Origin of the sequence: Pseudanabaena sp. PCC 7367 (genome assembly GCF_000317065.1) — a bacterium.
In the GTDB taxonomy this organism is placed as follows: Bacteria; Cyanobacteriota; Cyanobacteriia; order Pseudanabaenales; family Pseudanabaenaceae; genus Thalassoporum; species Thalassoporum mexicanum.
In genome coordinates this window covers 849,368-873,931 of sequence record NC_019701.1, presented here as the reverse complement: position 1 = coordinate 873,931, position 24,564 = coordinate 849,368, and the positions used below count along the sequence as shown (strand labels likewise).

Annotated in this window: 19 protein-coding genes; 10 read left to right on the top strand and 9 right to left on the bottom strand. The window is 45.7% G+C overall.

All coding sequences use genetic code 11. The annotated features are described in order from the left end of the window. The first annotated feature begins 2 nt into the window (after positions 1-2). The 5 genes from minD to PSE7367_RS03330 all read left to right on the top strand — a co-directional run bounded on the left by minD (position 3) and on the right by PSE7367_RS03330 (position 4,708). Positions 3-803 carry a septum site-determining protein MinD gene (gene minD / locus PSE7367_RS03350; protein ID WP_015163955.1) on the top strand — a complete coding sequence of 267 codons (801 nt, stop codon included), beginning with the start codon at positions 3-5 and terminating at the stop codon, positions 801-803. A 15-nt stretch (positions 804-818) separates the two neighbouring features. After that, a complete protein-coding gene (minE, locus tag PSE7367_RS20995; protein ID WP_015163954.1) occupies positions 819-1,769 on the top strand; it encodes a cell division topological specificity factor MinE in 951 nt (316 codons plus the stop codon). Between the two features lie 125 nt (positions 1,770-1,894). Then, positions 1,895-2,923, top strand: a complete 1,029-nt coding sequence (locus tag PSE7367_RS03340) for a hypothetical protein (protein WP_041698316.1) — start codon at positions 1,895-1,897, stop codon at positions 2,921-2,923. Between the two features lie 262 nt (positions 2,924-3,185). Further along, positions 3,186-3,899, top strand: coding sequence for a phycocyanobilin:ferredoxin oxidoreductase (locus PSE7367_RS03335; protein ID WP_015163952.1), 714 nt, complete (start codon positions 3,186-3,188; stop codon positions 3,897-3,899). Between the two features lie 344 nt (positions 3,900-4,243). Beyond that, positions 4,244-4,708 carry an RNA recognition motif domain-containing protein gene (locus PSE7367_RS03330; RefSeq protein ID WP_015163951.1) on the top strand — a complete coding sequence of 155 codons (465 nt, stop codon included), beginning with the start codon at positions 4,244-4,246 and terminating at the stop codon, positions 4,706-4,708. Positions 4,709-5,056: 348 nt separating this feature from the next. Here PSE7367_RS03330 and PSE7367_RS03325 read toward each other — a convergent pair whose 3' ends face one another. Next, complete coding sequence (locus tag PSE7367_RS03325; RefSeq protein ID WP_015163949.1) at positions 5,057-6,436, bottom strand: YdcF family protein; 1,380 nt, start codon at positions 6,434-6,436, stop codon at positions 5,057-5,059. Positions 6,437-6,956: 520 nt separating this feature from the next. Next, positions 6,957-10,775 (bottom strand): PAS domain-containing sensor histidine kinase, encoded by a 3,819-nt coding sequence (locus PSE7367_RS20060; protein WP_015163948.1) that lies wholly within the window; start codon positions 10,773-10,775, stop codon positions 6,957-6,959. A gap of 981 nt (positions 10,776-11,756) precedes the next feature. Here PSE7367_RS20060 and ftsH point away from each other — a divergent pair. Further along, positions 11,757-13,661, top strand: a complete 1,905-nt coding sequence (gene ftsH / locus PSE7367_RS03315) for an ATP-dependent zinc metalloprotease FtsH (protein ID WP_015163947.1) — start codon at positions 11,757-11,759, stop codon at positions 13,659-13,661. A gap of 47 nt (positions 13,662-13,708) precedes the next feature. Beyond that, entirely contained in the window at positions 13,709-14,458 is a 750-nt protein-coding gene (locus PSE7367_RS20055; protein ID WP_015163946.1) for a hypothetical protein, read from the top strand. 309 nt (positions 14,459-14,767) lie between these two features. Here the strand turns inward: PSE7367_RS20055 and grxD are convergent, their stop codons facing one another. After that, the gene (grxD, locus tag PSE7367_RS03305; protein ID WP_015163945.1) at positions 14,768-15,103 is read right to left on the bottom strand and encodes a Grx4 family monothiol glutaredoxin; all 336 of its coding nucleotides are present in this window, start codon (positions 15,101-15,103) and stop codon (positions 14,768-14,770) included. A 261-nt stretch (positions 15,104-15,364) separates the two neighbouring features. Between grxD and rppA the strand changes: the two genes are divergently transcribed. Continuing rightward, a complete protein-coding gene (rppA, locus tag PSE7367_RS03300) occupies positions 15,365-16,030 on the top strand; it encodes a two-component system response regulator RppA (protein ID WP_015163944.1) in 666 nt (221 codons plus the stop codon). A gap of 319 nt (positions 16,031-16,349) precedes the next feature. Here rppA and PSE7367_RS03295 read toward each other — a convergent pair whose 3' ends face one another. The 4 genes from PSE7367_RS03295 to ruvX form a co-directional block, all read right to left on the bottom strand. Continuing rightward, positions 16,350-16,895 carry a YqeG family HAD IIIA-type phosphatase gene (locus PSE7367_RS03295; protein ID WP_015163943.1) on the bottom strand — a complete coding sequence of 182 codons (546 nt, stop codon included), beginning with the start codon at positions 16,893-16,895 and terminating at the stop codon, positions 16,350-16,352. A 626-nt stretch (positions 16,896-17,521) separates the two neighbouring features. Further along, the gene (mltG, locus tag PSE7367_RS03290) at positions 17,522-18,634 is read right to left on the bottom strand and encodes an endolytic transglycosylase MltG (RefSeq protein WP_015163942.1); all 1,113 of its coding nucleotides are present in this window, start codon (positions 18,632-18,634) and stop codon (positions 17,522-17,524) included. Continuing rightward, on the bottom strand, positions 18,621-19,139 hold the full coding sequence (locus PSE7367_RS03285) for a DUF3727 domain-containing protein (protein ID WP_015163941.1): 519 nt from the start codon (positions 19,137-19,139) through the stop codon (positions 18,621-18,623). Before PSE7367_RS03285 ends, mltG begins: the two co-directional genes overlap by 14 nt. A gap of 164 nt (positions 19,140-19,303) precedes the next feature. Continuing rightward, entirely contained in the window at positions 19,304-19,732 is a 429-nt protein-coding gene (gene ruvX / locus PSE7367_RS03280; RefSeq protein ID WP_015163940.1) for a Holliday junction resolvase RuvX, read from the bottom strand. A 182-nt stretch (positions 19,733-19,914) separates the two neighbouring features. On the opposite strand from ruvX, the gene tgt reads away from it, so the two are divergent. Next, positions 19,915-21,036 carry a tRNA guanosine(34) transglycosylase Tgt gene (gene tgt, locus PSE7367_RS03275; protein ID WP_015163939.1) on the top strand — a complete coding sequence of 374 codons (1,122 nt, stop codon included), beginning with the start codon at positions 19,915-19,917 and terminating at the stop codon, positions 21,034-21,036. Positions 21,037-21,419: 383 nt separating this feature from the next. On the opposite strand, the gene rplT is transcribed toward tgt, so the two are convergent. Together rplT and rpmI are read right to left on the bottom strand one after the other, a co-directional pair. After that, complete coding sequence (rplT, locus tag PSE7367_RS03270) at positions 21,420-21,773, bottom strand: 50S ribosomal protein L20 (protein ID WP_015163938.1); 354 nt, start codon at positions 21,771-21,773, stop codon at positions 21,420-21,422. A gap of 210 nt (positions 21,774-21,983) precedes the next feature. Continuing rightward, positions 21,984-22,184, bottom strand: a complete 201-nt coding sequence (gene rpmI / locus PSE7367_RS03265) for a 50S ribosomal protein L35 (protein ID WP_015163937.1) — start codon at positions 22,182-22,184, stop codon at positions 21,984-21,986. A gap of 611 nt (positions 22,185-22,795) precedes the next feature. Between rpmI and PSE7367_RS03260 the strand changes: the two genes are divergently transcribed. Next, positions 22,796-24,334 carry a phosphomannomutase/phosphoglucomutase gene (locus PSE7367_RS03260; RefSeq protein WP_041698315.1) on the top strand — a complete coding sequence of 513 codons (1,539 nt, stop codon included), beginning with the start codon at positions 22,796-22,798 and terminating at the stop codon, positions 24,332-24,334. The last annotated feature ends 230 nt before the right edge of the window (positions 24,335-24,564 follow it).

Sequence of the window (24,564 nt, the reverse complement as noted above, 5' to 3'; positions counted from 1 at the left end):
TTATGAGTCGGATTATTGTTGTTACCTCTGGTAAAGGTGGCGTAGGTAAAACCACAACCTCCGCAAATTTGGGCATGGCCCTGGCCAAAATGGGTCGCAAGGTGGTGCTGGTCGATGCCGACTTTGGGCTGCGCAACCTGGATTTGCTACTTGGCCTGGAAAATCGCGTGGTTTATACGGCTCTGGAAGTAATTGGCCGGGAGTGTAAACTCGACCAAGCCCTGGTTAAAGACAAGCGACAACCAAATTTATCGCTGTTGGCAGCACCCCAAACCCGCAATAAAACTTCGATCACGGCGGCGCACATGAAAGCGCTGGTGGAAGTGCTGGGTCGCTATTTTGATTATGTCTTGATCGATTGTCCTGCGGGGATCGAAACCGGTTTCCAAAATGCGATCGCCGGGGCGCAAGAAGCGATCATTGTTTCCACGCCGGAAGTATCTGCGGTTAGAGATGCCGATCGGGTAATTGGTTTACTAGAAGCCAACCGGATTAAACGGCTGAAGCTGGTGATCACCCGGATGCGCCACTCAATGGTACAAAGCAACGATATGATGAGTGTAGAGGATATTCTCGAAATATTATCTGTTAAGCTGATTGGCGTAATCCCAGAAGACGAACAGGTAATTGTTTCTACCAACAGGGGTGAACCATTGGTACTAGCTGAAAAAAGTACATTGGCAGGCAAGGCTTATGAAAATACAGCGCAAAGACTAGAGGGGAAAGAGGTTGAATTTATTGACCTCAAGGGTGATAATAACTCATTCTTCGGGCGGCTAAAGCGCTGGTTGGCTGGCACTTGATGTGAGAAACATGACATGGTTATCAGGCAAATACTGACGCGTATTTTTACTGGGCAGGGGGACAAGACCAGTAGGAATAAAGCTAAGCAGCGATTAAAATTTATACTCGCTCACGATCGAGTGGCGCTAACTCCCCAAATGTTTGAGGCAATGCGCCAGGAAATTCTGGCGGTGGTGTCTAAGTATGTGGAGCTAGACGAAGAAAGTCTGGAAATCAGCCTGGAAACCGATGACGATCGCAACACTTTTGTGAGTGCGAATATGCCAATTCGATCGCTGCGAGAGGAAACCGAGACAGCACCCGCAGCCGATCAAGCTGATCTGGAGGCCTCCCTTGCCGTTGAAATGTCCTTTGATGTTGAAACAGAGGCAAAAACAACAACTAATGCCACTGGAGAGCAAGGTGAGCAGCAGCAGGATAAGTCTGCTCAAGCTAAGGTTGCGGAAACTGTCGATCAACCTAAATCTGAATCCGATCCGCAAGATTCTGCTGCCAAAGCTCAAACCGAAGAATCCTCATCTCAAGGATCAAAATCTCAAGAATCAAAATCTAAACCTGAAGCTACTGCTGAGCAGGCCAATCCTGAACCAAACTCTGATGATGCTAAGGCCAATTCGGTTGGGGAAGACAACGCTGCCGATCGAACTGAAGAGGCGCAAAATGATCCTCAAGAGCAGCCAGATCAACCAGATCAACCACAAAATGATCACTCTGGTGAATCAATTCAAACTGATGGTGCTGATGGGGAATCAAATCATTCAGGCGATTCAGGGACTACGGCTGAATTGATTGAAATTAATGAAGCACCAGTTGAGCCATCACCCAATGATCAGGCCAATGATCAAGCAAGCGATCAGGCAAATGATCAAGCAAATGATCAGGCCAATGATAGTGAGCCAACCGAGCACCAGGAAGATCAGGAAGATAGCGATCGAAGTGAGGATCGCGGTGAGCATAATAATTAGTGCATTAATGCGGTCAAGTAATTACCCTGATTTTGAGCGACAGTTCGATCGCCATCAAGATTCACAAATTATTGTGGGTCGAGTGAATCTCCGGCTTGGCTCAGAGGTTGGTGCTAATTAAAAATATGACCTTTTTTGAAACCGACCCCCAACTACAAGAATTTGGCGATCGCTTAATCAGAGAAACTACCGCAAAGCTGGCCTTATCCAGCGATCGATTGGCAATTACATTCCTGGTGCACGATCGTAATTCCATTTTGAATAGCGCCCACGGTGAGGAAGCTAAATCTTTCTGGCAGCAAAAGATTCGCGGCTATAGGCATCGGGGGATCGAAATTACCTATCCAGCAGGACTGGTAAATTTATTTTATATGCTGGCACTCCAGGAATGGTTGGCCACTGGCATGATTGCTAACACCACCGAAATCGATCGCGCCCTGGCCGATGCGATCGCCAACTGTAGTTATGATGCCAGTAACTATATTGTTGATATTCTTAGCGGTACTACCAGTGGCCCTGAAATTACCAATGGCCCCTTTGCCACCTGGCAATATCAAAGGCAGATTGTGAATCGCTATTTTCATAATCTGGGTGTAGCTGCCTATAAACCAATTAATGTATGCCAAAAGCTGTGGCGGAATGGCCCCTATGGCCGAGAGCGTACTTTTCATGGCGATACCATGGCCAATCGCAATATGCTCACCACTGATGCTACTGCTCACCTGCTCTATAGCATTATGACTGGGATTGCAATTAGTAAGGAACGGGCGGAAGTGATGCAAAAGTTGTTAAAGCGATCGCCAAGCCTAGAATTAATTAACCAGCCAGAAGCGGATCGGTTTTTCAGTGAATCACAGGCCGGAAATAGTAATCGATCGGTGGGAGGGCTTACTCAGAACATTCGCGCAAGTAATAACGAGCCTGATGATCACCATCACTATGATCACATATGGGCAGCTTTGCCGGCACAGTCAAGCCTGTGGGCGATCGTAGACCATAGTAAGCATAGTATGGAAGTGAGCAACTATGCTATGTATGTGGAGATCCCAGACCAGCCAGCCTTTACTTTGGTAGCATTTTGTGAAAGCTACGACCAGGATGGGCAGATGATCCAAACTATTTGCCAGCAGATTTTGGCTAAAGCTTTAATTTAATCAAGTTTAATCAAGTTTAAGGATCTCTGGCTGCAGGGAAATATACACTAATTAATGGCTCTCAATCTATTAGGTATTGGTTGGCCATAAAAATTATCATGATTGCTGCTGTGATTGAGTAGTTACTCTATCCGGCTTTTAATAAGTCTAGTTTTGAATGAAAATTGTCTCACTTTGCTTAGACATGATTTAAATTCAACCAATGATGACTTAAATATCAAAAATTAAACCTTCAGTCCAGTCTTTAACCTCCAGCCCCAATATGCAATTAAATCCTCTAATCGGTGACTTAGCCAAGCAAATTGAGCTGATTTGGCAGCAGCAACTTGACTTGTCTACCTATCAAATGCCTGAGGATTTGGGCTATGTTGAAGGTACGCTTGAAGGCGAGAAGGTAGTGATTAAGAACTATTGCTATCAATCGCCCACCTTTCGCAAGTTGCACATTGAAGTTGCCCGAATTGGCGACAATGTGGATATTCTGCATTGTGTGATGTATCCGCACTCATGTTATGAATTGCCAATATTTGGCGCAGATTTGGTGGGCACCAAGCATGGCATCAGTGCCGCGATCGCAGACCTATCACCAACGGTGCCGCTGTCTGAAGCATTTACCAGCCAACTGAATCAATGGCAGCCGCAGACTCAGCATTTTAGCCAACCACGGGAGCTACCGGCCTGGGGCAGTATTTTTTCGCCCTATTGCATTTTTGTGCGCCTTAATGAGGCAGCCGAAGAAAAGCTATTTTTGGAATTAGTTCAAAACTATGTGACGCTCAATTGCCAGGTGGCCAATCACTTAGCCGCCACTGGCCAAAACAAAACGGGCGATCGGCAGCAGGAAATTTTAGCTCATCAGCAATTCTATTGTGCTCAGCAGCGCCAAAACGACAAAACGAGGCGTATTTTAGAAAAAGTATTTGGGGCAGAATGGGCAGATCGCTATATCAATACAGTCTTATTCGATGTTTCTTAAACCGTATGTTTCAATACATCAAAATATTTATTTTCACCCTGCAGGATTAGAATTTGTCCCATTATTTGTGGTATTTTGATAATTGGCTTTCGCAGGAAAATGTTTCCAATAAACAACGCTATAAGTAAATTTTGTGAAGGAGCAATTGCTCTAACTCGCATTACCCTGACAAGATTTGTGGCGATGCTTGGCGAGACTTAGTGCCTAAGCAGGTGATGAGGCAGTTGGCTATTTGCAATGGTAGATGTAGATGATTCTCACAGAATGCGATCGCTACTTTGCAGACGGTTAGTGAGCTATCTAGATAAAGATTTTAATCAACCAATAGGGGTCTATTCGTAATTATGTCTGTTCGACTTTATGTTGGCAATTTGCCGGCGGAACTCGACCGCCAAGAACTTGAGAAAATATTTAACGAGTCGGGCGAAACGTTCTCACTCAAAGTGATTACCGATCGCAAAACTGGTAGATGTCGTGGTTTTGGATTTGTTACGGTTAACACCCCGGAAGCTGCTGACACCGTAATCGATAAATTCAATGGCTATGACTTTAACGGTACAGTATTGAAGCTGGAAAAAGCTCTACCTCGCGCCAAGGGTAAAGGCGAAGGTGAGGGCGAGGGTGAAGCTGGTGAAAGTGGTGCTAATCCGGCGACCGCTGCTGCAAGTAACAATCCCCGTCCAGCTAAGCGCAAGAAGAAAACCAATCGCAGTGGTGCTACCGCTGATGCCAATCAGCCTGATCCACGCTGGGCTAGTCAACTGGAACAGCTCAAGCAACAGCTTTTAGCCGCCCAAACGACTACCTAGCACCTAGCTGCCTACTTAGTTATGGCGAGCGATCGCCCTGACCAAGTTCGATCGGCATAGATATATTTAAGTAAGTAATAAGTAAGTAATTAATATTTAAGTAATTAACTTTGTCTGGATTGATTCTGGTTTGACTCAATGCTTGGCTAAATTGCCGAATTTGGTCTATTGGGCTTAAAAATTCAAAGTAACTCGAATTGTTGTCGATAGACATGATTTGACCCCTAAACTAGCTATTTGTATTTATTATTTAATAGCAATAAAGATCCATAGCCCTGATTCTTCATTTGGCTTGGGTCTTTTTATATGGCAAGTTCTTGGCTATGGCGATCAAAGGATTTGATCTAACTAACTAGAGCGCTGAGCAGGTAAATAAGGAGCTTCATCGGTGATCGGTGGTTGCATCCAGAATCGCAACGTATAGAGAATCAAGCGCTTCATTTCTTGCCAGGCTAGTTCTGATTTGTAGAATGCTTCGGCACTAAAGAAAAAGTAATCCAGTTTAATAAATGGTTTTGCTTTAAATCCGTCTTTTACTGGCCAGGGGCGTTCGGCAGGGTTCACTAAATAATCAGCCGGATAGGGCACCACGTCTAAACCTTCATGGCGGAAAGACAAATAGGCACGGCTGGTTTCGATCGCCGAGGTAACCAAAAGAATCGTGGGATTCTCGCGGTTGGGATTGGCCAGACGGTTTTTATCTTTGAGTCTGGTAATTAGCTCCTTAACATTAAGCACGCTCCGACGTATGTTTGAACTATTTGGTTCGATCGCTATGTAGCTAAATGGAATGCTTAACGGTGGTCGGGTTAACACCCAGCACATATCATCGGCAGTAGAAATATTAGTTTTCGCTAATGAACCTACTGATGGCAGGTCACTGGTGAGCCTGCGGGTTACTTCATCTCGTGCTGGGAAAAAGCCTTCATAACGCATGTCATAGACCAGATCGGCCAGTTGCGATCGTACTTCTTCCTTCGATCGGCCAGCAATGCCAGCTTCCCGGTCTGCTTCTACTTCTGGAGCAATGCCGCAGGGATAATTTCTCGGCCGCGATCCATTCCGGCTTGGCTGCGATCGCCCGCCACTGACAATAATAATCGGCGGGAATGAGTTTCTTTGTTCTTGCCAAGCTGCTGCCGCATGAATGAGTCGATCGCCTGGATCGGTCAGTTGCACTTCCCAGGGGCGATTGCCAGGATCTTGAAGCGGTATATTATAGCGATCGCGGGGGGGGATGGCCTTGGTGCCACCTTCGGTTACCAGGATTAAATCAAAGCTGGGAACCTGGAACCTTTCAATATCATTGTTCGTAAGGTTTAAAACTGGGCGGCGATAGGATTGCTTAACCGCATTTTCACCTTGCTTTTCAATGTAGCTAACAAATACATCGGCAAAACCATTGTTACAAGCCAGGGCAAAGATCGTAAATGCCATCAAAATCTCACGGTTGATGAGATCGGCTCGCTTGTAAATTCGGTGAGAGGTGAAATAAAGCAGCAGAAACAAAAAGCCAGTGATCGAAAAGGGGAAAGTGAGAAACCTGAGAATAACACCAGGAACAGTGCTGTCACCAAAATCTGACTGGATAAAACTGGCCAACACCAGGATCGAAAACACCATAAACCCAAGCCGATCAAACCAGGGTTTTGGGATCTTCTTAAATAGAAAATAAAAAATGGGGATTGCGGCCGCCCAGATCAATAAGTTGGTGAGAAGCTCAAACATGGCATCATTTATGGCTAGTTAGCTGGTGATCCTGGCGATCGTAAGGGATGTGAATTATCGATATTTCCACTCTTTGCCTTGGAGCCTAAATTGGGTTTTATTTAGTTTGGATAGATTAGATATATAGATTGGGAAATATGTAGATCGCGGATTGTAATTCCTTGGTTAGCTCAATTTAGGACTGGACTATTTTTGCTGTGGTTACTTGATCAGATCACAATCGATGTTTCTGATCGTTGGTGAGTTGATGAGCAAGAACAATTGTTTATACCTTAGGTTGAGCCTTTAGGCAAAGATCTGGTGCTATTGCGGGTAAAAATTCAACCAAAAATAATCACACTACGAAAGTGGTGCGCTGTAGCTGAATTATGTCTACCTTTGTGTAAGCCTTGGTGATATTTAAATACCACCGTCTATCTCTGTCACCTGGAGCTAATCTGGGTGCTAGAAATTTATATTTCAACCATAAAAGTATTAAATTAAGCGGGAAATGCTAACCAGTAATATTTTCTAATATTTTCTATGCCTCTGGATTTGCTTCTACCTCTTCTGTTTCCAGCTCTGCCAGGCTATTGGATATTTCCAGGGTATCTGGTAATACTTCACTCTCAGCATCTTCTAGTTCTTCCAAAGTCTCTAATGACTCTTCTGGATGCTCCTGCTCAGTGACTGATCTTGAGTTAGCTGGGGGGGTGGTAGCTTGTGCCTGATGGATATTATCTACTTCGTTTGGTTGGGTTAATTCAACATTAGTAGCAGCTTGATCCACTTCGATCGATTGGTCTGGATCTTGATTTAAGTCTTGGTCTAAATTTTGTAGGTCTGCTGAGGCATCACCTACCATTGGTTGATTAGGAGCAGCGGAATCAACAGCCACAATATGGCGATCGCTGGTCGGTATGGCAATGCTAGGCTCGCTCTCTGTTTGACTAATGTGACTGATTTGCCTAATTTGCCTGATTTGATTGATTTGATCGAGGGAATTGTTAGGTGTATCTGGCTCGATTGACTCACCTATGCTCGCATCCTGGGAGCTAAGAGCCTCTGTTGCTAATTGATCGCTATCTTCGATCGCTTTCGGTTGGCTCAGCTTTTGATCGATCGGTATTTTAATTATGAACTCAGTACCTTGACCTGGTACTGAATTACAGGTTAACTCGCCGCCATGCTTTTCTGTGATCACCTGGTGGCTGATTGATAGCCCTAGCCCTGTGCCCTTACCGACTGCCTTGGTGGTAAAAAAAGGATTGAACAGCTTTGGCAGAGCTTCAGTGGGAATTCCTAGGCCATTATCTTTAATCTGAATTGAAATTGCATTTGGCTCTATTTTAGTGGTGGTGATTGTGATTTGACTGGGATGCTCTTCAATCTCAGCGATCGATCGTTTCCTATCTCGCTCCTCCAGGGCATCGATTGCATTGGCAATAATATTCATGAATACCTGGTTAAGGGAACCAGCAAAACACTGCACCTTGGGTAGATCGCCATAATTTTTAATCACCTGAATTTCTGGCAAATCTGGCTTGGCCTTAAGGCGGGTTTGCAGAATCATCAGCGTGCTGTCAATGCCATCATGCACATGAACCGGTTTACATTCAGCCTCATCGGTGCGGGAAAAATTGCGCAGCGATCGCACAATTTCTTGAATCCGATCGGCACCAACCCGCATCGAAGACATCAGCTTGGGTAAATCCTGGGATATAAACTCAAGATCCATTGCGTTAATCCGATCGCTAATTTCTGAATCAGGCTCTGGATAATATTGCTGGTACATGGCCAGTAGCTCTAAAAGATCCTGGGCATAGCGGGTCGCATGGGCAATATTGCCAAAGATAAAATTAACGGGATTATTGATTTCATGGGCTACCCCAGCTACTAATTGCCCTAGGCCAGACATCTTTTCGGTTTGCACCAGTTGAGCCTGAGTTTGTTGTAATTCGCGCAGGGTAATTTCCAGTTGATGGGCTTGCTCTCTAAATCTTGACTCGGAAGCGCGTAAGGCTTCTTCTCCAGCAAGGCGCTCGGTAATATCTCTAAAACTCCAAACCCGGCCGACACTTTCGTCACCAACTCGCTGAGGTTGTGACTGAGACTCAATTACACGTCCATCTTTAGTTTTGAGTACATCGTAGCTTTCAATGTCAAATTGAGCATCAAGATCACCGAGATCAATCGAAAAGGCGGCGGGATCGATCAATTGCGCCAACACAAATTTCAGGGTTTGGCCGTCATCATCTGAAACCACCAGCGATCGGGGCATCCGCCACAAATCCACGAACTTTTGATTGCAAATTACCGCCCTGCCATTATTATCAAGCACCAGAATCCCATCAGCGGTAGATTCGAGGGTGGCACTCAACAAAGATAGGGTTTTATCAATTTCTGCTTCAGCCAAGCGGCGATCGCTGATATTGGTAAACATCCAGATTGCGCCAGCAACCTTACCACCTTGATCCCGAATCCCATCAGCCCGAATCGCCACTGGCAACACGCGACCATTGCGGTGATGCATGTCAATTTCATCATTCCAGGAGCCACCGCCGCTAATGATGCGTAAAATCGAGTCCAGGATCGCCGGATTCGGGAATAGTTGCCGCAATACACCTGGTTTTTGTAAGCGCTGCTGGGAATAGCCAAATAGCTCAAACAGAGCACGATTGGTATAGGTGGCAATGCCATTAATATCCGTAATTCCGATCGCATCACTGGTGCTTTCGATCGCTGTACTAAGCTGGAGCGTCGTATTATGACCACCCTGTCCTGCAACTCTATTCTCCAGGGCTAATTTTTGAGCCCTGAGCTGCTGAATCTCCCTGTTGAGGGCGATCACCTGCTCTGTACCGCTAACCTGACCACGATCGTCACCAAATACACAAATTAGACCAGAAATTTGGGCATCATGATTCTTCACTACGCTAATTTGCAAACGGACAGTTAAACCTTGTCCCGTCTGGCTTTGAACTGTGACCTCACCGCTCCAGGCATTGCGATTAAAAATCACCTTAAAAATATCATTGACCACAGTCATAGCCATAAAGGGGGGATGAAATATGCCCACCGCACTGGCTTGGGTCAATTGAGCCAGGGAATAGCCAAATTTAGTTCTGAAAGCCTGGTTAATGTGAATTACTTCGCCTTTACTGTTAGTAATACAAACCGGATTACTAGCACCATCGAGAGCGAGGCCAATTTGACGCAGCAATTCTTGATTTTGCTTATCGATCGCCTTAGGGCCAATTTGTTCAAGCGCCTCAAAGTCAGGCAGATTCAGCTCTGGGTCACCATCTGCGATCGTGATTTCTGGCTTGATGATTGGTTGTTGCGGCGCTGGAATAGTGGTATTAGGAACCAGTTGGCTATCTGTTGCTGGGGCAGCGAGATCATTACCACCTGCCGTAAGACCTTCAACATAAGTATTAGCAGAGGTATCAGCATGGGTATCAGCATAGGTATTAGTGCCTGTAACCTGATCGTATTCAGCTAATTCTAAATTCGGATTATTGGCAATCTCCTCGTTAATAAAGGCTTCTAGGGCTGCAAACTCACTGGCGGCGATCGCAAAACTTTCTTCATCCTCCACCTCTTGGATCAGCCCAACCCGTTTGGCTGACTGAGTAAATAACGATCGTGGCTTTTGGTTAATATTGCTAACATTGCCAGTCTCATCGCTATCATTCTGGGGTTGAGGTTCAGGAATGGTTGGTTGATTGGGCTGACCTGATGAGTCCAAACCAGCCAGATCTAAATCAGGATCTAAATCAGGATCTAGATTAGTTGAGCTTAAATCTGCACTTTGAGCCCTTGATTCAGCTAAGTTTGCGTTCGGCGGTTCTAAAGCCTGTGGCTGTTCAGTCGGCTCACTCCGGATCTGGGTATAGACGGAGTTGTTATCAATGTCATTGGCTAGTCGGTTGGTGGAACCTAGCAAGTCAACTCTAAATTCCGAAGGCTGGCGATCGCCAATGTAGCGAATATTCATGCGCAGTGTTTTACGGCTGTGCATTTCCGTGGCAGTGAAGGTTACTTCAGCCAGAAATTCAGTGCCGATCGGTCGCTTAAACAACCAATTAAATCGACAGTTACCCTCCCGTAGGGCAGTGAGCATATAATCCAATGACAAACTAACCGAACCCTGGCCGTTCGGTTGATAGCGGGGCGAAAAATAGTAGAGATGTTTGCCCAGCAAGTCCTCCTTCCGCTCAAATCCCAGCACTGCTAGGGCGGTGGAGTTGCAGTCAAAAATACCGCGTTGGTCTAGCAAAATCACTACCCGTTTATTCGGTGGTGTCATACTGACCCGGTGCGATACCAGTGGATTATTTTGCTCAGATATATGCATCTAGCCACAACAATAAATGATTGAAGTGCGTCTGCAAATTGTTTCATTCACTCACTGTCAATTAAATATTTACGGCTAGCTAATTCAGTTGATTTGTTTGAATAAGCTAATTTAAAATTTAGCAGCGATCGCCAACTAATTAGTAAACAATTTAATTGTTTGGCATTGCCATAAGTGGCATAGCTAGAAAATCAGCATTATTGCTAACCGCTATTGATCTGCTATTAGTCCTAAATATGGCTATTGTATTTGGATGTTTGGTGCTGACGTTAACATCCCTAAATTAGGCACCTAAAATTAGGCGATTTGGATTAACTTACTCGGTTGATGCTGTTAGCCCTTGATCTGCTTAATTACATTAATGCTACTTAAATGCCACTTAAATGCTACTTAATGGAAATATGCAACTAAGCTTCAATCATAGATGTTGAACCCTTCATATCCTGGCATCAATTAACCTGAATATCTAAGATTTCTAGTAGCCCAAACTAGTAGAATCAATGGCTTAGAAATAGCTGCATAATAGTTTGCTTAACTTAGATAAGTTAATTGTACTAAGTTAAATCAATTGCCAAAATCCAAATTGCGCTAATTGGCTTGATTGCAGGTTAAAAATGAAATTATTTAAACTCTAAACCTACTGGTTAAGGCAAATTAAGGCATTAAGAATCGATATAGATAATAGATATATGAATCCATCGATATTCAATTGTCGATTGATTACTATGATAACCCTATGCCCAAATGTTTCGCTAGCGCTGAAGTTTGGAAATAGCGATCGGCCTGGCTGTGGCAATTACCATAAGAAATTCTAATCCTTAGGATAGATTAGACCATAGGTAATATTGTTGAGACAGAGCGTAATTTTAGATCCAAAAATCTAATTACTTTGGCTGTCCAAAACTATACCAAGCGGTACTGGGGCTATATACGATCGCCTCCCTATAATTTTTATTAGAAAATAAACAAGAAATAAAGCATATGCCGATTAGAAACGAAGATCCCAAAGGTCCTCGCTCTTGGAACATAGGCAACATATTGTTGCTAATTGGAGCAGGATTATTAATATTCAATCTGGTGTTTCCCCTGGTATCGGGGCCACAAATTCCCCAGGTTCCTTATAGTATGTTTGTGCATCAGGTCAAATCTGGCAAGGTAGAAAAGGCCTATGTCGGGCAAGATCAGATTCGTTACAAGTTAAAAGACGGGATTGAAAGCAAAGATAGCGAAGTGCTGGCAACTACGCCGATTTTTGATCTCGAACTACCCAAGATGCTCGAATCGAATAAGGTTGAGTTTGCGGCTCAGCCCCCTCAGCGTGGCAACTGGTTTACCACCTTGCTAGGTTGGATTATTCCGCCAGTGATTTTTGTGGGTATTTTCCAGCTATTTGCCCGCCGTGGGGCTGGTGGTGGGATGCCCGGTGGCTTGCAGATTGGTCGCAGCAAGGCGAAGGTGTATGTGGAAGGTGATGCGCCTGGAATCCGGTTTGATGATGTGGCAGGTGTAGATGAAGCCAAAACCGAACTGGTTGAGGTGGTTGAATTCCTCAAAACCCCAGAGAAATATACCAGCATTGGTGCGCAAATTCCCAAAGGGGTGTTGCTAGTAGGCCCTCCTGGAACTGGTAAAACTCTGCTGGCCAAGGCTGTCGCCGGTGAAGCTGGTGTGCCGTTCTTTAGTATTTCTGGTAGTGAATTTATTGAACTATTTGTAGGGGTTGGTTCCTCGCGGGTAAGAGATTTATTTGAACAGGCCAAAAAACAATCGCCCTGTATTGTGTTTATCGACGAGCTTGATGCGATCGGTAAGTCACGGGCTTCTGGTGGCATGTTGGGCGGTAATGATGAGCGCGAACAGACCTTGAATCAATTGCTGACCGAGATGGATGGCTTCACCGACGATGGCACCACCGTGATTGTGTTGGCTGCCACTAACCGTCCAGAAATCCTCGACCCGGCGTTGCTACGTCCTGGTCGCTTTGATCGCCAGGTGCTGGTCGATCGCCCTGATAAGTCTGGCCGCGAAGCGATCCTTAAAATCCATGCCAAGAAAGTTACCCTTGATCCGGAAATCGATCTTAAGGTGGTAGCTGGTCGCACCTCTGGTTTCTCTGGTGCTGATTTGGCTAACTTGGTCAATGAGGCTGCATTGTTGGCTGCCCGTGCTGGCCGCAAAAATGTCACCTTAGCTGATTTCTCCGAAGCGGTTGAGCGTGTTGTTGCTGGCCTAGAGAAAAAGAGTCGGGTATTAAGCGACAAAGAAAAGAAAATCGTCGCCTATCACGAAGTTGGTCATGCCCTGGTAGGGGCGTTGAGTCCTGGTAGCGGCAGGGTTGAGAAAATCTCGATCGTACCGCGTGGCATGGCTGCGCTGGGTTATACCCTGCAAATTCCTACCGAAGATCGCTTCTTGATGAGCAAAGAAGAATTGCAAGCCCAAATTGCGGTGCTGCTGGGCGGCCGATCGGCGGAAGAAATTATCTTCAACAGCATCACCACTGGTGCCGCCAATGACTTGCAGCGAGCCACGGAGATGGCGCAACAAATGGTGACCAACTATGGCATGAGCGAAATCTTAGGGCCATTGGCCTATCAACAACAGAGCAATAGTTTCCTCGGTGGTGGCAATAATACTGGGCGTGAATTGAGTCCCGCAACGGCTCAACTGATTGACAAAGAGATTAAAGATATTGTTGAATCAGCACACCAAAGTGCGATCGCCATCTTGCGCGAAAACCGTGAATTGCTAGAGACTGTCTCTGAGAAGCTACTTGAAGATGAAGTAATCGAAGGGGAGTTTCTGCAAGAGGTCTTGGCCAAGGTGAGCAAGCCTGAGTTTATGGAACAAAATGCCAATAGCGATCGTCATTTACAACCAACATAGACCACATTGCGAACTACATTGCTAGCCGGATGGCTTAGCTGAATCCTATGAAAGCTAAATTTACACCTTTATTGGCGTTGATCGCCGCTCCCTGGCTAGCATTCGGCCTCAGTGCTGCTAATGCCGCCCCTCGCCGCTATCGTACTAGTCAATTTAATCAGTTTAATCAGATTAGTCAGGCTACCACCAGAAATACGGCGGTAAGGAATCGCTCTAATCCGCCCAATGCCACCGATCGCTATGGCCAAGATCGCTATGCTCAGGTGTTTAGGACTGATTACACTGTTCCGGCGGGGCAGCCCCTGGTCGCCAAGCTGGTCGATGATCAAACCCTGTACATCAACAATGGCGAGACTATCTCGGTGCGCCTGCGGATCGATCGAGACGTGCGAGCTACCAATAGTGGCGTAGTGCTAATTCCCGCTGGTGCATTTGTTGAAGGGCAATTTGTACCCGTTGATGGTGGCTCGCGGTTTGTGGCCAGCACTTTGTCTAGTCGCGGTGCTAGTGTTTCGCTCAGTGGTGAATCAGAGTTGATTACTGATGTTAAAGATCCACGCCAGGTTAATACTGGTTCAATTGCAACTGATGCAGCGATCGGTGCGGCTGGTGCAGCGGTACTGTCTGGAGTGCTAGGCGATCGGGCGATTGCCACCGAAGAAGTTCTGGCCGGTGCTGCCGCTGGCGTGATTGTGGGTAATGTAACTGCGCCCAGAGTTACGGTGATCGAAGCCGATGATCCAATTGTGATTACCACCGATCGAGATATCAATTTTAGTCAACGGGATGATTTCTAGACATTAGCTGGTGATATTAATATATCGATTAAGACAAACAATTTCTGGTTTGCAATTCATTGGATTTATTTGATCTGATTCAAGTGATTTCAGGAACCATCTCAAGCTTGTCGTAGCGATACCTTAAGCTAAAGCGGCTTCCCATAGAACACCACACCATAGAAATAAAAAACAAGCCCACCCCAAAACCAGGAGTGGGTTTGCCTTTGCTTAATTAATACCTCTCGATTGCTCAAAAAATATTGCGATCCGAAGCCAAAGCTAACCAAATAGTTAACCTAATCGATCGCCATCGCAACTCAACAAAACTCAGGCAGGTTCAGGGCTACCGGTGGCTTCATTAATCAAGGGAGCCAATTCGCCCCGCTGGTGCATTTCCAGCATAATGTCGCAACCACCAATAAACTCGCCATCCACATAGATTTGGGGAATAGTAGGCCAATTGGAGTATTCTTTGATCCCCTGGCGAATTTCTGGATCTTCTAGCACATCGACCGATTCAAAGGGTTGGCCGATCGATTTCAACACATCCACAGCGGCGGCAGAGAATCCACACTGGGGCATTTGTGGATTGCCCTTCATGTAGATCATAATCTTATTGTTTTTAATTTGACCTTCTATTTTGGTCTTTAGTATTGGGTTCATAGCTTTTAATTTATCTATTACTGCTAATTAATATGTTAGCCTCTATTACTCAGATTAGGCTCTAGTTTACATAAACTCGATCGCAGTTTGGCATGATTAGGCGGGTTGCCGCATTTACAGAAATGCCTACAGTATTATTTGTCAGGAATCAAATGTATCATATGCACCCATCCAGCATATGTAATCTTGACTAATCATTAATCCATTCCTTAGTTAAGTCAAAATGGATCATGATTAGAATAATAACAAAATAGCGAAATCATGCGTTTATTGCTAGTTGATGACGAAGAAGAGTTAATTGCACCGCTCCAGCAAGTATTAACCAATCAGGGTTATGGGGTGGATATTGCTAGCAATGGTAAGCAGGGCTGGGAAATGGCGCGATCGGGTGGCTATGACCTGCTGATTCTGGATTGGATGATGGCGGACATGTCGGGGATCGAAATTTGTCAGCATTTGCGCCAGGTGGGTGATAGTACGCCGGTTTTGTTTCTGACGGCCAAGGATACCCTCGACGATCGGGTGGCGGGTTTAGATAGCGGCGCGGATGATTATTTGGTTAAACCATTTGAGCTGCGGGAGTTGTTGGCCAGGGTGAGGGCATTGCTGAGACGATCGCCGATTGTGGAAACCCAACGCCTGACCTACAAGGATCTTGAACTCGATCGCAATAATCAAGTTGCCTATCGTCGGGGCCAGCCGATCGCCCTGTCGGAAAAGGAATATCAACTGCTGGAATATTTTATGCGCCATCCCAATCAATTGTTGACCCATGAGCAGATTCAACAGCACCTGTGGTCACCGGATGAAACTCCAGTGAGTAATGCGCTGGTGGCGCAGATTAGGCTATTACGGCGCAAAATTGATGGTAATGCCAAGTCTTCCTTGATCGCTACGGTGTATGGCAAGGGCTATCGATTTGGTTGAGAGGCTTATATGGATTATATGGACCTTATACAGTGCGATTACAGTGCGATTACAGTGCGATCGCATGTTTAAAGGCTCTCTCAGTTATTAAGATTAAATAATTAAGCTCACTAAACATTGCCTGATTTTGCGGATGTGTGATTTAAATCAGGTCAGTATAGAAGTATAGCAAGACGATCGTGATTCACTGGCTGGCGGATGTGATCTGGTTGTTTTTGCTAGGTGGCTACAAAAAGGTGATGCAGCCGATCGCCTTTATTTATAGGTTTCATAGGTTTCATGGTCGCTAATTCAGCTAATTCAGCTAATTTATAAGAATTTAAGAGCTAGTATCCTTACCCAAATTCACGCCCCACTTCCGCGCTAGCCAGATCTCCCAATCCCGCAAATGGTGCGATTGCTTCGCCACCCAGGAAGGGTCACCGCCCTTATTGTCGCTAATTGGTGGCACCAGGATCGTAAACATCCCCAGTCGATTACCAGCGATCGTATCGGTGAACAAGCGATCGCCAATCATCGCCACTTGCTCCGGTTCCAGGTTCATATCTTTGATGGCATAGCGAATCGCCCGCCGCGAAGGTTTGACCGCCCGCGATCGATAGGGCAAGTCTAAGCTCTCGGCAATGTATTTAATTCGTTTATTGCTGAAATTGTTGCTGATCAGCCAGATCTTATGGTGTTGCTTCATCGTAGCGATCCATTCCACCACCTGGGGGCAGACCTCCAGGCGATCGTTACTGATAATCGTATTGTCCACATCCAGGATCATGCCCTTGATCTGATGGTGGGCAAGGGTGTCATGACTCAGCGACCAGATCGGTTGAGCGAGAACTAAATTGGGAGTAAGCAGTTGCCAGGGGAACATGGGTGAAAAAAAGAAATGAGATTGAAACCTGAAGGTTTTTTCGTAGCGATCTTGCTTAAATGCAGGCTGAGCAAAGTTTTTCGATCGTGCTCTGAAGCCAACCAAATTGAACTGAATTGGGGCAAGCTTGGCAAAGTTAAGTAAGACAAATATTTGGCGAGCCTATATTATTCAACAAGTCTCGAATAAACTCGAATTATAGCCAATTGACATCAATTAATGTGGTCAGGTTATGTTTGGAGATTGTTTTTATTAACATAATCAGTCTCGGATTATGCTAGTCTCAGCCGGCTATGTGCGCTTTGATACTATGATGCCGACAATCTAGTAATATCAAGTTCTGATTAAATACTTAATAACCAAAACACTTATAACCGATGCTTTGACTGTGTTGCTTGTATGGTTGTTCTAGAGAATTTGATCAAATGATCGATTAGATCATTAGCGATCGCTGATATTTAATAACTTAGTAGCCATTGTAAATAGATCTGCCCAAGTCCACATCACCAGATCGGCATGGATTAACTGGACTACCAGCATATCTTAATCAAATATCAGCATTGTTAGCTGTTAGACCAAATTAACTTATTAAAAGTTGTGCCAATTGATTGAACTGAGTAGCTAACTTAATTAGCTGGCGGCGTGGCGTTGGTTTCTGACTGACGTTGCTCTTGAATTTGTTGATCGATCCGATCGCCAATTTGTTGTACCGCTTGTTCATGTTCTTCGAGGGTGCGGCTAAATATATGGCTACCATCATAACGAGCCACAAAATATAAATATTCAGTTGCTTCAGGATACAGGGTTGCCTCCAGGCTGGCCAGTCCTGGTGAGGCGATCGCTCCTGGTGGAATACCAGAATTGATGTAGGTATTGTAGGGTGAAGGGGTGCGCACTTGGTCAAGGGTAAGCGGTTGCTCTGGGGTTTGGCGAATATTCAGGGCATATTCCACGGTGGGATCGGCCTGGAGTGGGATATCATTGCGCAACCGCTGCCAGAATACCCCCGCAATTAGCGATCGTTCCTGGGCTAGAACTGCTTCGCGTTCAACGATGCTGGCCAGGGTAACCCACTCTCTAAGGTTAAGTTGGCTGGTGACCGCATTATTGGCATTGGCAGCCTCTTGATAGAGTGGCAATCCCACCTCTTCAAATCGGTTCAGCATCAGATCAATCACCTGGGCAGGGGTCACCTCATTGCGATCGACCTGATAGGTATCGGGGAATAAAAAACCTTCCAGATTGGGAATATCATCCGGTAGCCAGGGTCTTAGCTCGGCAACATTCGGAGCGTTAGTAGCGGCAATAAAATCAGCGGCCGGGAATAACCCCGCTTCCTCGAAATAGTCAGCCATCAGGGCGATCGTCCAACCCTCTGGAATTGTAAATCGCGCTTCGGTGGAAACTCCCACTTGCAATTGCTCTACCACCACGGGTAAGGGGGCATTCATGGCCAAATCATAGGTGCCAGATTGGAGGGGCTGGCTTTCCCCCTCAGCGATCGCTAAATATCTGAGCCAGATCCGCAGCGCCAGAGCCGATCTAATTACGCCAGCCGATTCTAGTTCCGAGGCGATCACTTGGGCGGGGGTGCCATCCGGGATCGTGATTTTTACTTGGGCTGCAGAATTATTTGGCGCATCACTAGCCCACTTCCACCACAGCGCACTCCCCCAGGCTGTGGCAACCAGTGTCACTGGTAAAGCTAGGCCATAGAATAGCCATTTAGAGATTTTCATTGGTTTCAATTAAATGCTCTTCGATGTAAGGCTCAATTTCCTGTAGCTCCTCGGAGGAAAGTAGTTGCCAGGTATCATTTTCATTTTTCTTGGCAAAAAACAACAACGGATCGATCGCCGTTAGGACTGAATATTCCTGCTCTTCATAATAGAAATGGGCTAGCTCTTGAAACTCCTCGCAATCGCCCTCTTCTTCGGTGTCCACAGTCACAATTTCTTCTGGGTCTACTTCTGGCAACGCCCCAGTTACTGTCAGCGTGTAGGCTGTGTTATGCAGCTTCAGATCTTGCTCCGCCAAAACCGCCTGTGCAGTGCTAAAGACTTGATCTTCCTCAGTTTCATCAATGATTTCGAGGATGTCATCTTCAGCCCAGGCAAAAATTTGCACCGAATGATTGATGGGCTGTAGGAGTAAATAATCGACCTGATCCACCTGTAGCGTAGCTTCTAGGAAGCATTCTAGGGTTCTGCCTTTTTCATCGGTCAAGTTGATCTGTTGGTTCATTAATTTAAGTCGTTTCAGTGGTTTAAATGATCGATTTTGGTTCAATTTTGTTGTGGTTATGCCCTGTTATGCCCTGTTATATTTAAGCTTTGCCCTTAGTTCATGATGTTCATGAGTTTTCAGCATCCTTTTTTACTTAGTTATTTAGTTAGTTATTTAGTTATTTAGGGTGCTTGATCGCGCTTTTGCTCCAACCATTGTTGCAAAATAAGGGCAGCGGCTTTGCGATCGACCATTGCTTTGTTAAGGCGTGGCGATATTCCTGAAGTTTGCATCATTTGCTCGGCGGTGAAAGAAGTAAGGCGTTCATCCATATACTCCAGCTTCAAGCCCAGATGTTTGGCGGCTCCACGGGCAAACTTTTGTACTTGTTTAGCCTGTGGGCCAATTGAGCCATCCATATTGTACGGCAGACCTACCACCAGGGTATCGATCGTCCGTTGATCAACAATTTGCTGGAGTTGGGACATATCCGCTTGCCAATTTTTGCGCACAATCGTGGTGAGGCCGTGGGCAATCAGGCCAGTGCGATCGCAGCCGGCTACACCGATCCTTTTTTTGCCAACATCCAAACCCAGGGCTAAAACTTGCATGATTGGTAATTTTTTATCCTCCCCGCCGATCGCTGCTTTCTCATCTTAAATGTTGTAAATCCAGTATGGCTATCTATAGTTAAGCCCGAAGTTGAGTCTAAAGTTAAATCCGATCGCCAATTCAAATAAGAGCTAGTATATTTTAGATTGTGAGTTAAACCAGTGAGCAAAGGAATCGGAAAATTCTAAACCCAGCATTTCAATTTAAACTCCAACACACCTGCAAACATACCAAAGCCAGAGCAGGAGAGCTAGACACCCCCCACGGCAAGGTGCAAACGCCTCGGTTTATGCCCGTGGGCACGTTGGCTAATGTTAAAACCGTTACCCCAGCCCAGCTCAGCGATTGCGATGCCCAGATGGTGCTGGCGAATACCTATCACCTGCATATTCAACCGGGTGAGGATCTGGTGGCAGAAGCCGGTGGCCTGCATAAATTCATGCATTGGTCGGGGCCAATTCTAACTGATTCCGGTGGCTTTCAGGTGTTTAGCCTCAGTCAAATTCGATCGATTAGCGATCATGGGGTGGTGTTTCAATCGCCCCGTGATGGCAAAGTGATTGAGCTTACGCCCGAAAAGTCGATCGAGATTCAAAATCAACTGGGCGCGGATGTGATTATGGCCTTTGATGAATGTGCCCCCTATCCGGCCAGTTATGAAGCAGTGGCAGCGGCGAGCGATCGTACTACTCGCTGGCTAGAGCGTTGCCTCAGGGCTCATGCTCGCAGTGATCAGGCTTTGTTTGGCATTGTTCAGGGTGGCGTATTTTTAGACCTACGCCGCAAGTCTGCCCAGGAACTAGTCGCGTTTGACTTACCTGGCTATGCGATCGGCGGGGTGAGTGTGGGTGAGCCACCGGAGTTGATCGCAAAAATTGTGGCTGCGGCTACGCCCTGGTTACCGGAACATAAACCCAGGTATTTAATGGGCGTGGGCACCTATCGAGAGATGGCGCAATCGGTTGCGGCGGGGATTGATCTATTTGATTGCGTGATTCCAACCCGCTTGGCCAGACATGGTGCGGCATTGGTGGCGGGCGATCGCTGGAACCTCAAAAATGCCCGCTTCAAGCGTGACTTTGCGCCGATCGATGAAGATTGTCCTTGCTATACCTGCACCAATTTCAGCCGCGCCTATCTTAACCATTTGCTCAAGTCGCAGGAAATCCTGGGCTATACGCTGATTTCGATCCATAACATCACCGAGCTGATTCGGTTTACCAAACGAATGCGGGCAGCAATCCTGGCCGATCGCTTTGTTGATCAGTTCAGTGAATTTTTGAGCGATGGCTCGCAAGCCTAGAAGCAACTTGAGTTTGACAAAATAAATATGGGTGTCCCCAGGATCAAATCTGATCAATTAAATATTTTGGAGCATAACAAATCTAACCAAAGCTCTTGCTGATTTACTGGCGCAGCCTTTACAGGGGAATTAAATCCAGCTTTCTGTTAGCTGTCTGTTAGCGATGCCTGAAAACCCTATTGCTGGATGGCGATTTGTTTAATCAATCTGACATTAAATGACGCTAAACAAAACTAATCAAGCAACTCGTCCCATGACAAAGATGCTTGATCATTAATTTATTAGTATAGATAGGGATATGTAACTAATTACTTACTAGCCACAGCGATTGCCGACTTGCCAACAAAAACTAAAAACTAATTTAGTTCATTTTTTTGCAGAGCCTAGCTAGCTGACTTAGCCGCTTCCACAATTTGATTGAAAGTATCGGGATCAGCGATCGCTAATTGAGCCAACATCTTACGGTTGATCTCAATGTTGGCCTTTTTGATCATGCCCATCAACTGACTGTAGGTACTACCTTGCATTCTGGCTGCAGCATTAATCCGGGCGATCCACAGACGACGGAAATCACGTTTGCGCTTACGGCGATCGCGGTATGCATTACGCAATGCCTTCATTACCTGTTGGTTGGCAATGCGAAATAGCTTGGAGTGGGAGCCGCGAAAGCCCTTAGCTAGTTTTAATATCTTCTTGCGACGTTTTCTGGCAACGTTACCGCGCTTGACCCTGGTCATGTTCCTATGCTCTTAATTTAAGCTCTAAAAAATATGCGAAGAATGCAATTATACATTTGCTGGTGAATTGCTGAATATATTTGCCAGCACCAGCCAGACTAATTAACTATTAGCGATCGACTTAGCTTGGCTCTTCAATTACCGCTAAGGCAACTAATACGACACCTAGAACCTCTAAATACCTAAGAAATATCCGATCTGATTAGCTATTTAGCGGGAGTAAGGCAGCATATCCTTTACTCTTTGGATATCACCTTCGGCAACTAGTTCCTTCTGAAATAGACGACTCTTTCGAGCAGTGGTCTTTTTCTCTAGTAGGTGATTACGCATGGCATGACGACGCATGATCTTGCCACTACCTGTAATCTTGAATCTCTTGGCCGCTGATTTGCGGGTTTTTAATTTAGGCATTTTCTTATACTTTATGTAGGCGCGAATCCAAAAAAAGACCTTTTCTAGGTTATCACAATTGCTTGGTATGGCAATAGCTTAGGGAAATAATAATTTCTAGCCCAAATCAATCACAGCGCATGCAGATCCAGCCCAGAAGAAAAGTAATTTCATAGTTCTAAATCTCAGATCTTATTTTGGTAATGCCTATAATTGCTTTAACCGTTGGTTATTTCTAGGTTGGTTATTTCTAGTCCCCAAGCCACTGTATGTAGTAGTTCACGTAGTAGTTCACATGTAGTAGTCCACCACAATGAATTTGATGCTCTTAATTTGCGATTGTGATAATTCTTTTGCAAGAGTGCGACCAATTCATAATTAACGTGGTCGAGTAGTAGCTATTTGAGACAAGGAACAAAGGACAGGTTTGACCAGGCGATCGCTTTAAACCATGATAGTCCTGCTGGCGATCGCTTTGCCAGATATTTATCGTTTTTTGCTCATGCTTCTATATAGATATGGCAAATGTTAGTAAGGTAGCTTCAGCAGAGGGCGATAATACAGGGTGTTAATCGCAAAACATTAACTAGCTAGTCCCAAACCCTCACTTGGAAATCCAAAAACTAATAATGATGCAAGACTTTGACTGGAAAAAGCTTCAAAATGGCTCAGACATTCGTGGGATCGCCCTGGAGGGTGTAGCTGATGAATCGGTCAACCTCACCTCAGAAGTTGCTAGGAAATTGGGGCAAGCGTTCGCTACCTGGCTAGCCGCCAAGGTGAATAAGCCGATCGATAAGCTATTAATTTCAGTGGGGCGGGATAGTCGATTGTCGGGACCAGACCTGATGCAAGCCACGATCGCGGGGATTAATTCCATGGGCGCACAGGTATATGACTTTGATCTGGCTTCGACCCCGGCCATGTTTATGAGCACAGTTACGATTGGTTTCTCTTGCGAAGGGGCAATTATGCTCACCGCCAGTCACCTGCCTTTTAATCGCAATGGGATGAAGTTTTTTACGGCTCAGGGGGGGCTGAATAAGCAAGATATTACTGATATTCTGGCTCTGGCCGCCGCCAACAAGTTTGAACTTGCAAATGCCCCTGGTAAAGCTACCAAGCGCGATTTTATTTCGGTTTATGCCGATCAGTTTGTGACTAAAATCCGCAATGCGGTTAATCACCCTAAGCATTTTAAGCAACCCCTCCAAGGCTTGAAAATAATTGTGGATGCTGGTAATGGCGCAGGTGGTTTTTATGCAGATAAGGTGCTTAAAACCTTGGGTGCAGACACCACAGGTAGCCAATTCCTTGACCCCGATGGCACCTTCCCCAACCATGTGCCCAACCCAGAGAATAAGGTGGCGATGGCTTCGATCTGTGATGCGGTAGTTAAGCACCAGGCGGATTTTGGGATCATTTTTGATACGGATGTCGATCGTAGTGCGGCAGTGGATGGCCAGGGTAATGAGCTAAATCGCAATCGCTTGATCGCCTTGATCGCCGCGATCGTAATTAATGAGCACCCTGGCTCGACGATCGTGACCGATTCGATCACCTCCGATGGCCTGACTAAATTCATTGAGCAAGACCTGGGCGGCAAACACCATCGCTTCAAGCGTGGCTATAAGAATGTGATCAATGAGGCGGTGCGCTTAAACGAAGCGGGACAGGAATCCTGGTTGGCGATCGAAACCTCTGGCCATGCGGCAATGAAAGAGAATTATTTTCTGGATGATGGTGCGTATCTAGTCAGTAAATTATTGATCGAACTGGCTAAGGCGAAGCTGGCGGGGAAATCATTGACCGACTTGATCGCTAATTTAAAGGAACCAGTCGAGAGCTCAGAGTTCCGGCTCAAAATTGGGGTAGATGATTTCAAAACCCACGGCCAGCAAGTTATCGACAAGCTCACTGCCTTTGCAACGGAGCAATCAGATTGGCAGATTGTGCCCAATAACTATGAAGGAATCAGGGTGGCTTGCCCTGCCGACAATGAAGATGGTTGGTTTTTGTTGCGATTGTCTTTGCATGACCCAGTGATTCCATTGAATATTGAATCGAATGTGGCGGGTGGGGTTAACGCGATCGCGGCACGATTGCTAACCTTTTTTGCGACAACTGATGCCCTTGACCTTGCACCACTGACCAAAAAATTTACGGGCTAAGCTCGATTCCGGCTCAATCCTGGCAGTATTGATTCAAGAACCTTTGCTTAAAGATTCCTGTGTGCTTGCCACTGTCCTGGCCGCTGTTCTGGCCATCAACAAAATACAAAATACATTAATTCGATAGTAACCGCGTTTTTGCGATCGCATCAAAAATTACCTAGATAGCTTTGGGATTAGATTCAGTGATCTGAGCATTGTCTACAGCGGCTGAAAGTTTGCCTAAAGGT

What these genes read in the sequence shown, in the direction of transcription:
- minD (WP_015163955.1), top strand. Translation starts at nt 3, where the DNA reads ATGAGTCGGATTATTGTTGTTACCTCTGGTAAAGGTGGCGTAGGTAAA.
- minE (WP_015163954.1), top strand. Translation starts at nt 819, where the DNA reads ATGGTTATCAGGCAAATACTGACGCGTATTTTTACTGGGCAGGGGGAC.
- PSE7367_RS03340 (WP_041698316.1), top strand. Translation starts at nt 1,895, where the DNA reads ATGACCTTTTTTGAAACCGACCCCCAACTACAAGAATTTGGCGATCGC.
- PSE7367_RS03335 (WP_015163952.1), top strand. Translation starts at nt 3,186, where the DNA reads ATGCAATTAAATCCTCTAATCGGTGACTTAGCCAAGCAAATTGAGCTG.
- PSE7367_RS03330 (WP_015163951.1), top strand. Translation starts at nt 4,244, where the DNA reads ATGTCTGTTCGACTTTATGTTGGCAATTTGCCGGCGGAACTCGACCGC.
- PSE7367_RS03325 (WP_015163949.1), bottom strand. Translation starts at nt 6,436, where the DNA reads ATGTTTGAGCTTCTCACCAACTTATTGATCTGGGCGGCCGCAATCCCC.
- PSE7367_RS20060 (WP_015163948.1), bottom strand. Translation starts at nt 10,775, where the DNA reads ATGCATATATCTGAGCAAAATAATCCACTGGTATCGCACCGGGTCAGT.
- ftsH (WP_015163947.1), top strand. Translation starts at nt 11,757, where the DNA reads ATGCCGATTAGAAACGAAGATCCCAAAGGTCCTCGCTCTTGGAACATA.
- PSE7367_RS20055 (WP_015163946.1), top strand. Translation starts at nt 13,709, where the DNA reads ATGAAAGCTAAATTTACACCTTTATTGGCGTTGATCGCCGCTCCCTGG.
- grxD (WP_015163945.1), bottom strand. Translation starts at nt 15,103, where the DNA reads ATGAACCCAATACTAAAGACCAAAATAGAAGGTCAAATTAAAAACAAT.
- rppA (WP_015163944.1), top strand. Translation starts at nt 15,365, where the DNA reads ATGCGTTTATTGCTAGTTGATGACGAAGAAGAGTTAATTGCACCGCTC.
- PSE7367_RS03295 (WP_015163943.1), bottom strand. Translation starts at nt 16,895, where the DNA reads ATGTTCCCCTGGCAACTGCTTACTCCCAATTTAGTTCTCGCTCAACCG.
- mltG (WP_015163942.1), bottom strand. Translation starts at nt 18,634, where the DNA reads ATGAAAATCTCTAAATGGCTATTCTATGGCCTAGCTTTACCAGTGACA.
- PSE7367_RS03285 (WP_015163941.1), bottom strand. Translation starts at nt 19,139, where the DNA reads ATGAACCAACAGATCAACTTGACCGATGAAAAAGGCAGAACCCTAGAA.
- ruvX (WP_015163940.1), bottom strand. Translation starts at nt 19,732, where the DNA reads ATGCAAGTTTTAGCCCTGGGTTTGGATGTTGGCAAAAAAAGGATCGGT.
- rplT (WP_015163938.1), bottom strand. Translation starts at nt 21,773, where the DNA reads ATGACCAGGGTCAAGCGCGGTAACGTTGCCAGAAAACGTCGCAAGAAG.
- rpmI (WP_015163937.1), bottom strand. Translation starts at nt 22,184, where the DNA reads ATGCCTAAATTAAAAACCCGCAAATCAGCGGCCAAGAGATTCAAGATT.
- PSE7367_RS03260 (WP_041698315.1), top strand. Translation starts at nt 22,796, where the DNA reads ATGCAAGACTTTGACTGGAAAAAGCTTCAAAATGGCTCAGACATTCGT.